This window comes from Parvibaculum sp. (assembly GCF_049672805.1).
Classification (GTDB): Bacteria; Pseudomonadota; Alphaproteobacteria; order Parvibaculales; family Parvibaculaceae; genus Parvibaculum.
Genome location: NZ_JBATWS010000206.1, coordinates 1 through 11,443, shown reverse-complemented (window position 1 = coordinate 11,443; position 11,443 = coordinate 1). Strand labels below are relative to the sequence as shown.

Here is an 11,443-nt window from a genome sequence, read left to right as displayed (position 1 = left end):
AGGCGGGCGCTCATGGCCGGTCCGGCGGCCGAGCACGCTTCTGAGTTTCAGAAACACGCCAACCGCGACGGCGAGCAGAATGATGTTGAGTAGAGTCAAGCCGTCGTCCATTCGCTCGAGAAACCTGTTGCACTCCGCCACCCCCGCCGCAAGCTGGCGCGGGAAAGGCGAGTGGCGTTCCTGCCTTGGTCCTGTTGTCTGTCTTTCATTTAAAGTAGGACATCAGGCGGGATTTTACTACCGTGACCGCAGGGGCGCGCCAAGCCCGGTCGGGGCGCGCTTATGTAAACTGTTGGTGATGAGCGGGCTTACCGCCGCTCCCCATGCCCCTTCACCCCGGATAGAAGGTTTTTCGCGCGTGCGTCTGGCTCTTTTTCTCTTCTTCATCGTCCTGCCGGTGATCGAAATTGCCCTTTTCATTGAAGTGGGCGGGGAAATTGGCGTCTGGCCGACCCTTGCACTGGTTCTCGGCGCGGCGCTGCTCGGCGCGCTGCTTTTCCGTCTGCAGGGCTTTCTTGCGTGGAAACGGATGGAAGAGGCGATCCGGCGCGGCGAGCCACCGGTTGCGGAAATGTTCGAGGGGCTGCTCCTCTTTGCCGCAGCCCTGTTGCTGATCCTGCCGGGCTTCTTCTCGGATGCGGTGGCGCTTCTCCTCCTCGTACCGCCGCTGCGGCGGTTTCTCGGGCGTGAAGTCGCGCGACGCACGGCAGGTCAGGCGCAATTCACCTTTTTCGGGGCAGGCATGGGAGCCCGCCGCCCGCCTGCCGGACATGGCCCGGTGATTGATGGCGAGGCGGAGGAAGTGGACGAGGATGACGACGGGGACCGGCCCCGGCTTCCGTCAAATGACAATTCCCCCTGGCGGCAATAGCTGCCCCTTCTCCACCAGCTTTCTTGTGAGGCGGGCCTATCCGTGCTAGCCAGCAGCCTCAATAGTGACGGCCAAGGGACGGGGTTTCGATGTCGGATCAGGCAAATGGTGGCGCTGCAGGCCCGCAGCTTCGGGTGCTGACGCAATATGTGAAGGATCTCTCCTTTGAGAATCCGAACGCGCCGAACAGCCTCGGGCCGGTAGATGAGCAGCCTTCCATCAATCTGCGTGTGGATGTGGGCGTGAAGCGCCTTGCCGATACGGATTATGAAGTTGCCCTCAAGATCGGCGCGGAAGCGGTGGTCAAGGACAAGCCGCTCTTCATCGTCGAAGCGGAATATGCAGGCCTCTTCCGCCTCACCAATATCTCCGAGGCCGATCTCGAAGCGGTGCTGGTTGTCGAATGTCCGCGCCAGATATTCCCCTTCGCACGGCGTATCCTTGCCGATGTGACCCGCGATGGCGGTTTCCCGCCGCTGCTGATCGACCCGATCGATTTCGTGCATCTCTATAATCAGCGCCGCGAACAGATGGCGCAGCAGGTCGCGGAAGCAGGCAAGCCGAACTGAGGCGCGTCCCCGGTTCCTGCCTCTGTTCCTTGCGCTTTATTCCTTGCCGGGAAGCGCCCAGAGCGGTTCCCCGCCAAGGCTTGCGATGAATGCCTGATGCGCCTCGCGCTCCTCATCCGTGAGGCGCGAAGGCAGGGGCACCGGGCGTGGCTCCCGCGCGACGCGGCGTGCGCCCGGCCCGTTTGCGAAATCGGCATGAAGCACAAGGCCCGGCTGCCTGCCGCCCATCAGCTCCAGATAGACTTCCGCCAGAAGCTCGCTGTCGAGCAACGCGCCATGCTTGGTGCGACCTGAATTATCCACACCGAAGCGGCGGCACAGCGCATCGAGATTGTTCTGCGCGCCGGGGAATCTCTGCCGCGCAATTTCCAGCGTGTCTATCGCGCGGGAGCGGGGCAGGGGCGCGCGGCCTGCATTCTCCAGCTCCCAGTTGATGAAGGTCATATCGAAGGAAGCGTTGTGGATGACGAGCGGGTCGTCACCGATAAAGGCGAGGAAATCATCCACCACTTCGGCAAATTTCGGCTGGCCGCGCAGAAACTCGGTCGAAAGACCATGCACCTGAAAGGCACCATCCGGCATCTCGCGCTCGGGGTCGATATAGGTGTGATAGACTTTGCCCGTTGCGACATGGTTGAAAAGTTCGAGACAGCCGATTTCAACCAGCCGGTGGCCCTCATGCGGGCTCAGACCCGTGGTTTCCGTATCAAGCACGATTTCGCGCATGAAGCCCCGCCCTTGTCTTTCTGTCACTGCCCGTTCACCCGCCGCTCTTGCCCGGAGCGGTTGAGTGAGTCTCGCTCATCTTTCCGGAAAGCGGAATGAGCCATCTTCGCCAAGCATACCGCCCGGGTTCCACGCGACTTCCCAGACATGATTGTCCGGGTCGGAGAAATAGCCCGTATAGCCGCCCCAGAAGGCTTCTTCGCCGGGCTTGAGAATGCGCCCGCCCGCAGCTTCCGCTTCGGCGAGCACGGCATCCACTTCCTCGCGCGTCCGCACATTATGTGCGAGGGCGACGCCGGAAAATCCTTCGCCATAAGGCGCAACACGCGCATCTTCAGCAAGATCGGTCCGCCCGAACAGCGCAAAGACGATGCCGCCGCATTGAAAGAAGGTCACGCTTTCATTGCTTTGCGGCAATGCCTTCCAGCCAAGCGTTTCGTAGAAAGCGCGGGCGCGGGAAATATCTGCGACGCCAAGCGTGATGAAGCTGATGCGTTGTTCCATTGACTTTCTGCTTTCTGCTTCACGCGGAGCCGGCGGCAAGACGCTCCTTCAGAACCTTGCCGGGACGACCCTTCAGCGCCTCGATGATCGCCGCAACCTGCGCGCGCGCATGATCTAGACCCTTGTCGCTTTCGACGATGAAGTCGGCGCGGCGGCGCTTTTCCTCATCAGGCACCTGCTTGGCGTGGATCGCGGCGAATTTCGCTTCGTCCATATCCGGGCGCGCAAGCACGCGCGTCTTCTGAATATCGTAAGGGGCGGAGACAACCACCACAACATCGACACGGGTTTCGCCGCCCGTCTCGTAGAGAAGCGGAATATCGAGCACCACCATCGGCGCACCCGCTTTCAGATTCTCGGTGAGAAATTCCATCTGCACTTCACCCACCAGCGGATGAACGATGGCTTCGAGTTTCTTCATCTCTTCGGGAAGACCCAGCACGCAGCGCGACAGCGCCTTGCGGTCCACCGCATCATCGACAATGGCTGAAGGAAAGGCCGCGCGCAGCGGCTCGACCGCCTTGCCGCCTTTTTCATAGAGCTTGTGGACAGCGGCATCGGCGTCATAGACGGGCACACCAAAATCGCGAAACATTTTCGCCGTTTCCGATTTCCCCATGCCGATGGAACCGGTGAGACCGATAAGCAGCATGTCCTCTCCCCTTATTTAAGACCGAGATCGGCCAGCACGATGTTGCGCAGTTCCGCCGTTACATGCGGGCGCACACCGAACCAGGCCTCGAAGCCCGGCACGGCCTGATGCAGCAACATGCCAAGCCCGTCCACCGTCTCATGTCCGGCTTCCCGCGCGCGGCGAAGCAGCCCGGTTTCGAGCGGCGTGTAAACAATATCCGTCACCACCGCATCGCGCGGCAGGCTTGCGAGATCAAGGGTGACATCGCTTTCGCCCTTCATGCCGAGCGTCGTCGTGTTGACGAGAAGGGCCGCACCTTCAAGCGCCTTCTGCGCCTCGCTGTCGGCAAAGACTTTTGCATTGGAAAGACCGAGATCGCGGATGAGCGCTTCGGCGCGCTCTGTCGTGCGGTTCACAATGCGAATTTCGGGTGCGCCTTCATCTTCAAGTGCGGCCGCAATGGCGCGCGCCGCGCCGCCCGCGCCGAGCATGACGGCGGGACCTTCGGCTGCCCGCCAGTCCGGCGCGCCCTGTTTCAGATTGGCGATGAAGCCATAGCCATCCGTGTTGCGGCCTTCGAGCGTGCCATCTTCCAGCGTGACGATGGTGTTGACCGCCTTGAGGCGGCGGGCAATCGCGTCATGCTTCTCAAGTGTCGCAAAGGCGGTTTCCTTGTGCGGCACGGTCACATTCGCGCCGATAAAGTCGAGCCGGTGAAGATTGCGGATCGTTTCCGCCGCATCTTCCGGCTTTACCGCAAGCAGCTCATAGCGCGCATCGGGAATGGCATGTTCCGCGATCCAGTGATTATGGATCATGGGGGAGCGGGAATGGGCAACCGGCCATCCCATGACGCAGACTCGGCGTGTCATGATCCGATCACTCCTTCGCGGCGCAGTTGAGAGAGCAGCGGCAGCATGGGAAGACCGAGGATCGAGAAGTAATCGCCCTCGATTTTTTCGAAGAGCTGCACGCCAGGACCTTCAAGCTGATAGCAACCGACGCTCTTCATCACGCGCTCGCCCGCTTCGGCCAGATAGTGATCAAGGAACGCATCGGAGAAATCGCGCATGGTGAGGGTAGCGCGCGCCGTGTGGCGCCAGATCACCTTGCCGCTCCGCGCAAGCACGAGGCCCGAATGGAGAATATGCGGGCTGCCGCGAAATTCGGTCAGGTTCCTGCGCGCTTCCGCCATGTCTTTCGGCTTATCATAGCGCCTGCCCTTGCAGGAAAGGATCTGGTCCGCGCCGATGATGAGCGCATCGCCGTTCGCAGCGGAAACGGCAAGCGCCTTTGCTTCTGCAAGGGCGAGTGCCAGCGCATCGGTTGCTTCTTCGGGGCTTTTATCGCCGTTGGCGAATCCTGCCTTCACCGCATCTTCATCGACGAGCGAATCCACGGCCTCGAAATGAAGCCCGGCATCAGCGAGAAGCTTGCGACGGACGCCGCTGGCGGAAGCGAGAATGAGCCTTTTCTGCGTCATGGGTGATGCGTCACGGAATACTGGCGCGCTGGCGCTCATTATAGAGATTGAGAACGGCGGCTGCCGTCTCCTCGATGGAGCGGCGCGTCACATCGATGACCGGCCAGCCCTTGCGCGCAAAGAGGCGGCGCGCGAAGGCAATTTCATCCGCCACCACATCCGGCGCGACATAATCCGTGTCGGTATTCTCGTGCAGCGAAAGAAGACGGTTCTTTCGAATTTGCACAAGGCGATCAGGGCTTGTCGTCAGGCCGACAATCAGCGGGCGCGTTGCGGTTTCGAGATCGGGTGGAAGCGGGATATTTGGCACGATCGGAATATTTGCGGCCTTGATGCCGCGGTTCGCCAGATAGATGCAGGTCGGCGTCTTTGAGGTGCGGCTGACGCCGAGCAGAATGATATCCGCCTCATCAAGATCGCCCGCCGACTGACCGTCATCATGCGCCATTGTGTAATTGAGCGCTTCGATGCGGCTGAAATATTCCGCATCCATGGTGTGCTGCGAGCCGGGCTTGTGCGACGACTCCTTGCCGAGATACTGGCCGAGCGCCAGCACCGCCGGATCAAGCACCGAGATGCAAGGTGTGTGAAGCTCCGCGCAGCGCCGTTGCAGCCTGTCGCGCAACTGCTCATTGACCATGGTGAACATGACGATACCAGGCGCGTTCTCGATCTCGCCCAGCACGCGCTCGAGCTGTTTCGGCCCGCGCACCAGTGCATAGACATGCTCGATCGGCCGCACATCCTCATATTGCGCACAGGCCGCCCGCGCGACCATGTTCAGCGTCTCGCCGGTCGCGTCGGAAACGAGGTGAAGATGGAATACGCGCTTGTTTGTCATGTCTCTCCCCGGCGGGGTCACAAGAGCACCCGCGGGCGGCAAACCTATCGACAGCGAAGGCGGGTGGCCAACTTCTTTTTCCGCAACGGGCATAACACTGCCTCCAGATATATAGGCAAAACCTGTGGAGAGATGTGATTAACGGTGAGAAGCGGGGCGTGCGGGCGCGGTAGCACCGGGCCATACCCGCCTTTCGGATTCCGGCCCCTGTTTCATGAGTCCGCTGGAAAATTCGAGATGTTGCTTAGGGAAAACGGGTATGACTGGCACTGTGTGAGGGGAGCGGGACGAGTTCTCCCCGTTTTCCACCGCTGAGGGTATTTTCCTGTCCACCGGCCAAGTCCCCGCAATATCAGAAGCTATGGGCCCGCGTCCGATTGCCCGGCTGCATTCATCAACAGGGTGTGGCATAGAAGGCTGGTAGAAGAGCGCGCGCGGGCGCTCCTGTGGATTAATCGGGAACCGGAATCGATCCCCAACATCCACAGCCATCTACATCTATCCACTACCTTTCAGATTCTTTTAATGAAGTAGGAAAGAAACGGTTGAGCGGGACAAAGGCTCCAGAGAAGAAGCTTCTCAAGGCACTGGCAGGTGAGCGAACGGATGGCATTCCCGTCTGGTTCATGCGGCAGGCAGGCCGCTATCTTCCCGAATACCGGAAGGTGCGGGCAGAGGCGGGCAGCTTTCTCGATCTTTGCTATTCACCGGCGCTGGCCGAGGAAGTGACGCTTCAGCCGATCCGCCGCTTCGGCTTTGATGCTGCGATCCTCTTTTCCGACATTCTCGTTGTGCCTGATGCGCTCGGCCAGAAGGTTGCCTTCAAGGAAGGCGAAGGCCCGGTGCTGGAGGCGATCACGAATGAAGCAGGGCTTGCAGCACTCGGACCCGTTTCCGGCATCCGCCAGAAGCTCGCACCCGTCTATGAGACGGTGTCGCGGCTGTCGGCGAGCCTTCCCCGCGAGGTAACGCTGATCGGCTTTGCCGGCGCGCCCTGGACGGTTGCGACCTATATGGTGGGCGGGCGCGGCAGCGCGGATCAGGGCGCGGCGAAAGCCTGGGCCTATCGCGACCCAGCCGGGTTTCAGAAGCTGATTGATCTTCTGGTCGAAGCGACAATCGAGCATCTCTCCGCGCAAGTGGAGGCAGGGGCCGAGGCGCTTCAGATTTTCGATACATGGGCAGGATCGCTCCCGCCCCTCTCCTTCGAGCGGTTCGCGCTGAAGCCTGCGCAGGCCATTCGCCGCGAGATGAAGGCGCGCTTTCCGCATGTTCCGATGCTCGGTTTCCCGCGCGGAGCAGGCGGTTCTGCAGCGCGCTATTTCTGCGAAACCGGCATGGACGGGCTCAGCCTCGACACAGGCGTCTCGCCGCTCTGGGCGCGCGATGAGCTGCAGGTTCATGGCTGTGTGCAGGGCAATCTCGATCCGCTGCTCCTCGTTGCGGGCGGGGATGAAATGCGGGCTCAAGCGACCCATATCCTCGAAACGCTCGGGGCCGGGCCGTTCATCTTCAATCTCGGTCATGGCATCGTGCCCCAGACCCCTCCCGATCATGTGGGAGAGCTTGTCTCCCTCGTGAAAGACTGGCGTGCATGAAGAAAAAGGTCGCCATCATCCTGTTTAATCTGGGCGGGCCGGACAGGCCCGAGGCGGTTCAACCCTTTCTCTTCAACCTGTTCCATGATCCGGCCATCATCCGTGTGCCGCAGCCCTTTCGCTGGCTGATAGCGAATCTCGTCTCGCGCAGGCGTGCGCCGGAAGCAAAGAAGATTTACGAGAAACTGGGTGGCGGATCGCCCATTGTGCCGCTCACCGAGGAGCAGGCCCGCGCGCTGGAAGCAGCCTTAGCTGACAGCGAGTCCGACTATCGCTGTTTCATCGCCATGCGCTACTGGCATCCCTTTGCTGATGAGGCGGCGGCAGCGGTGAAGGCCTGGGGGGCGGACGAGGTCGTGCTGCTCCCGCTCTATCCGCAATATTCCACCACGACGACGGAAAGCTCGTTGCGCGACTGGGAGCGGGCATCAGAGAAAACCGGCCTCACCGTGCCGATGAAATCCGTCTGTTGCTATCCGGCAGAGGCAGGGTTCGTTTCAGCCTATGCGACGCTTCTCCGCGAGGCGCTTGAAAAGGCAGGTGGCCCTCAGGGGCTTCGCGTGCTCTTTTCCGCGCACGGGCTTCCGAAGAAGGTCATCGAGGCGGGCGATCCCTATCAGGCGCAGGTGGAGCAGAGCTGTGCGGCGATTGTTACGGCGCTCGAGGCCGATCTTCCGGCCGTCCGGCTCGACTGGGTCGTCTGTTATCAAAGCCGGGTCGGGCCGCTTGAATGGATCGGGCCTGCGACAGACAGCGAGATAAAACGTGCCGGGGCGGAGGGCAAATCGCTCATCGTGGTGCCGGTCGCCTTTGTTTCCGAACATTCGGAAACGCTGGTCGAGCTTGATATTGAATATGGCCATCTCGCGCGGGAAAGTGGCGTGCCTGCCTATTACCGCGTGCCGGCGGTCGGGACAGAACCCCAATTCATCCAGGGGCTGGCGCGGCTTGTGTTGGCGGCTCGGGCGAGCGAGCGGATAGTCTGCCCGGAAGAGGCGCCCGGCCATATCTGCACGCTTGAGGCGGGGTTTGCCCGGATCGGCTGAGAGGCACGTCATTGTGCGCGCGGCAGAGCAATGACAGGGAATGAAGACGATCGAAGACCGAGGGGATGATGGATTTTCTTGCGGATTATTATTTCTGGATCAAGGCGCTCCACATCATTTCCGTGATCTTCTGGATGGCGGGCATGGCCTATCTGCCGCGCCTTTTCGTCTATCACGCCGAAAGCGAGATCGGCTCGGAGAAGTCCGAGACCTTCAAGATCATGGAGCGGCGGCTGCTCAGGGGCATCATCAACCCCGCCATGGGCGCAACCTTCCTCTTTGGCGGGCTGATGCTCGCGATCAATCCGGGACTCTTTCTCGATCACTGGATGCACGTGAAACTCGTGCTGATCCTTGCCATGAGCGCGCTGCACGGCATGTTCTCGGCCTGGCAGAAGGCGTTTGAGGCGGACAAAAACCGCAGAAATTCGCGCTTTTATCGGATCGTGAATGAAGCGCCGCCCACGCTTGTCATCTTCATCGTGCTGCTCGCGGTCGTGAAACCCTTCTGACGGGCGGGCACCAATTTCCGTTGAAATCGAAACCCGTCCGCTTTATATGGGTTTGACGCCGGGTTTCTTCCGGCGGCCTTCCTTGCGTTCTTTTCCGGCCCGCCCGAGTGTCCTTCCTTGTCGAATGGGGCTCCCGCTGGTCAGAAGACCCCCCGCATAAAACCATACCGGGCCAGAGCCCCGGACAATGCGGCGACGGAAGCGATTTCCCTAAGACATCATCATTTCGCTCAATAAACGCCCCACCTTCCTTCAAGAAAAGTTTTCCTCCCCGCCATCAGGCTCGAAATGCCGGTAAAGCACCCTCAAAAAGGGCAGCCGGGACGGAAACCCCAGAGAAAGACCGACCAAGCCGATGACGCAGATCAAGCTGCAGGACCTCAAGGCAAAATCTCCGACCGAGCTTCTTGCTCTCGCCGAGGAGCTTGAGGTCGAGAACGCCTCCACGCTTCGGACGCAGGACATGATGTTCGCGATCCTGAAACAATATGCCGAGAAGGGCGTGGACATTATCGGCGAGGGCGTGGTGGAAGTGCTGCCGGACGGCTTCGGCTTTCTGCGCTCCCCGGAAGCGAATTACCTGCCCGGTCCCGACGACATTTATGTCTCCCCCTCGCAGATCCGCCGCTTTTCGCTGCGCACCGGCGATACGGTGGAAGGCGAGATCCGCAGCCCCAAGGATGGCGAACGCTATTTCGCGCTGCTGAAAGTCTCGACGGTCAATTTCGAAAGCCCGGACAAGGCGCGCCACAAGGTTCACTTCGACAATCTCACGCCGCTCTATCCGGACTCCAAGCTGGAAATGGAAGTTGATGATCCGACGCTGAAGGATCGTTCCTCGCGCGTCATCGACATTGTGGCGCCGCTCGGCAAGGGCCAGCGCGGACTGATCGTTGCGCCGCCGCGCACCGGCAAGACGGTTCTTCTCCAGAACATCGCCCATTCCATCACGACCAATCACCCGGAATGCTATCTCATCGTTCTGCTGATCGATGAGCGCCCGGAAGAAGTGACGGACATGCAGCGCTCGGTGAAGGGCGAGGTGATTTCCTCCACCTTTGACGAACCCGCCCAGCGCCACGTTCAGGTTGCCGAAATGGTGATCGAAAAGGCGAAGCGGCTTGTCGAACATGGCCGCGATGTGGTGATCCTGCTCGACTCGATCACGCGCCTTGGCCGCGCTTACAACACCGTCGTTCCTTCATCCGGCAAGGTGCTGACGGGCGGTGTCGATGCCAATGCGCTACAGCGCCCGAAGCGTTTCTTCGGTGCGGCGCGCAACATCGAGGAAGGCGGCTCGCTCACCATCATCGCGACCGCACTTATCGACACCGGCTCGCGCATGGATGAAGTCATTTTTGAAGAGTTCAAGGGCACGGGTAACTCGGAAATCATTCTCGATCGCAAGATTGCCGACAAGCGCGTCTTCCCCGCGATCGATATTCTGAAGTCCGGCACCCGCAAGGAAGAGCTGCTTGTCGATCGCGCGCAGCTTTCCAAGATGTATGTGCTGCGCCGCATCCTCAACCCGATGGGCACGGTGGATGCGATCGAGTTCCTGCTCGACAAGCTCAAGCAGACGAAGAACAACGCCGAATTCTTCGACTCGATGAACACCTGATCCCGGCATCATACCGAGACGGAAAAGCCCGCATCACTCCGATGCGGGCTTTTTTGTCATGTCGGAAATGAAACTTGCAATCGCCCTGACAAGGCCCGGCGCGAGTGGAATATCGGGCCGCGAATAGAGCGCGATATTTTCCGCGCGGGTAGAGGGCGCGGGTTTCAGCACATGGTTCATCGCCTCTATGGTGATGAGTGTGGCGTCTGGCCGCGCCTGCGAGAGCAGGGTGGTATCCGTCGGCCTTATCTGAAGATCGTTCGTACCCTGAACAAGCAGGACAGGCGCTTGCACTCTGGCGAGTTCTTTTGCCGGGTCATGGCGGAACCATGAGATGAGATAGGGCTGCACGCCTGGCCGGTAGAGCGGTCCGAGTTCCCGCGGAACATTCTCGTCTGTCTCGCCGCGTTTCAGCGTTTCGAGCAGTTCATCCGAGCGGGCTTTCAGTTCGGGCGGCATGGCGCTTCCCTCTACCTGCTCGCGGATGAGGTCCGGTGCGGGGCGGCCTGTGCCTGCAATCAGTACGAGGCCTGAAACATCATGCTCAAGGGCAGCTAGCGTTGCGACAAGCGCGCCTTCACTGTGGCCGACCAGAAAGAGACGCGAGGTGCGGTCCTGCTCTTCGAGAAAGCGGAGCCAGTTGAGTGCATCCTCGACAAAGGTTTCGGCGCGGAGATCGTTTTCATCAGGTGCTGCCGCATAGCTGGCGCCGACGCCACGCTTGTCGATGCGCAGGGAGCCGATGCCTTCATCGGCGAGGTCGTGCGCGAGAAGTTTCAGACTGTCATTCTGCCCTTCGGGGAAATTGCCATCGCGATCCGTCGGGCCGGAGCCGGGCAGGATAAGCGCCATATCAACCGGCGCATCGCCGTCCGGCAGCGTCATCGTGCCGTGAAGTGTGGCGAGGCCGCCCTTTATTTCCACCTCGCTTTCGTTCCAGGAAAAGGCAGGCTGAGCGAGCGCCATGAGAAATCCGGCGATCAGTGCGAGCGATTTCAGGGTCTGAGGTCTTTCCATCCGGGCCACGCAGAGTTGCAT

The 11,443-nt window shown here is 60.6% G+C and carries 13 protein-coding genes and 1 pseudogene; 6 read left to right on the top strand and 8 right to left on the bottom strand.

Annotated features, from left to right (window positions below; genetic code table 11):
- Nucleotides 1–111: pseudogene (locus tag WBF74_RS06635) on the bottom strand (Tim44/TimA family putative adaptor protein); the annotation flags it as partial.
- A 247-nt stretch (nt 112–358) separates the two neighbouring features.
- Here WBF74_RS06635 and WBF74_RS06630 point away from each other — a divergent pair.
- Nucleotides 359–871, top strand: a complete 513-nt coding sequence (locus tag WBF74_RS06630; protein WP_424437040.1) for an FxsA family protein — start codon at nt 359–361, stop codon at nt 869–871.
- An 89-nt stretch (nt 872–960) separates the two neighbouring features.
- A complete protein-coding gene (gene secB, locus WBF74_RS06625; RefSeq protein ID WP_424437037.1) occupies nt 961–1,440 on the top strand; it encodes a protein-export chaperone SecB in 480 nt (159 codons plus the stop codon).
- A gap of 36 nt (nt 1,441–1,476) precedes the next feature.
- Here secB and dnaQ read toward each other — a convergent pair whose 3' ends face one another.
- The 6 genes from dnaQ to WBF74_RS06595 all read right to left on the bottom strand — a co-directional run bounded on the left by dnaQ (nt 1,477) and on the right by WBF74_RS06595 (nt 5,628).
- Nucleotides 1,477–2,166: a DNA polymerase III subunit epsilon gene (gene dnaQ, locus WBF74_RS06620; protein WP_424437034.1), complete on the bottom strand. Its 690-nt coding sequence runs from the start codon at nt 2,164–2,166 to the stop codon at nt 1,477–1,479.
- Between the two features lie 75 nt (nt 2,167–2,241).
- Nucleotides 2,242–2,670 (bottom strand): VOC family protein, encoded by a 429-nt coding sequence (locus WBF74_RS06615; RefSeq protein ID WP_424437031.1) that lies wholly within the window; start codon nt 2,668–2,670, stop codon nt 2,242–2,244.
- 19 nt (nt 2,671–2,689) lie between these two features.
- Nucleotides 2,690–3,322 carry a dephospho-CoA kinase gene (gene coaE, locus WBF74_RS06610; RefSeq protein WP_424437028.1) on the bottom strand — a complete coding sequence of 211 codons (633 nt, stop codon included), beginning with the start codon at nt 3,320–3,322 and terminating at the stop codon, nt 2,690–2,692.
- 11 nt (nt 3,323–3,333) lie between these two features.
- A complete protein-coding gene (locus WBF74_RS06605; RefSeq protein ID WP_424437025.1) occupies nt 3,334–4,176 on the bottom strand; it encodes a shikimate dehydrogenase in 843 nt (280 codons plus the stop codon).
- On the bottom strand, nt 4,173–4,787 hold the full coding sequence (locus tag WBF74_RS06600; RefSeq protein WP_424437022.1) for a Maf family nucleotide pyrophosphatase: 615 nt from the start codon (nt 4,785–4,787) through the stop codon (nt 4,173–4,175). Before WBF74_RS06600 ends, WBF74_RS06605 begins: the two co-directional genes overlap by 4 nt.
- 10 nt (nt 4,788–4,797) lie before the next feature.
- Complete coding sequence (locus WBF74_RS06595; protein WP_424437019.1) at nt 4,798–5,628, bottom strand: pyruvate, water dikinase regulatory protein; 831 nt, start codon at nt 5,626–5,628, stop codon at nt 4,798–4,800.
- Nucleotides 5,629–6,173: 545 nt separating this feature from the next.
- On the opposite strand from WBF74_RS06595, the gene hemE reads away from it, so the two are divergent.
- The 4 genes from hemE (at nt 6,174) to rho (ending at nt 10,405) form a co-directional block, all read left to right on the top strand.
- On the top strand, nt 6,174–7,226 hold the full coding sequence (gene hemE, locus WBF74_RS06590; protein ID WP_424437016.1) for a uroporphyrinogen decarboxylase: 1,053 nt from the start codon (nt 6,174–6,176) through the stop codon (nt 7,224–7,226).
- Nucleotides 7,223–8,272: a ferrochelatase gene (gene hemH / locus WBF74_RS06585; protein ID WP_424437013.1), complete on the top strand. Its 1,050-nt coding sequence runs from the start codon at nt 7,223–7,225 to the stop codon at nt 8,270–8,272. Before hemE ends, hemH begins: the two co-directional genes overlap by 4 nt.
- Before the next feature lie 65 nt (nt 8,273–8,337).
- Nucleotides 8,338–8,784 carry a protoporphyrinogen oxidase HemJ gene (gene hemJ / locus WBF74_RS06580; RefSeq protein WP_424437010.1) on the top strand — a complete coding sequence of 149 codons (447 nt, stop codon included), beginning with the start codon at nt 8,338–8,340 and terminating at the stop codon, nt 8,782–8,784.
- A gap of 355 nt (nt 8,785–9,139) precedes the next feature.
- On the top strand, nt 9,140–10,405 hold the full coding sequence (gene rho / locus WBF74_RS06575; protein ID WP_424437007.1) for a transcription termination factor Rho: 1,266 nt from the start codon (nt 9,140–9,142) through the stop codon (nt 10,403–10,405).
- 33 nt (nt 10,406–10,438) lie between these two features.
- Here the strand turns inward: rho and WBF74_RS06570 are convergent.
- The coding region (locus WBF74_RS06570; RefSeq protein ID WP_424437004.1) for an alpha/beta hydrolase family protein at nt 10,439–11,443 on the bottom strand (1,005 nt) is incomplete at its 5' end.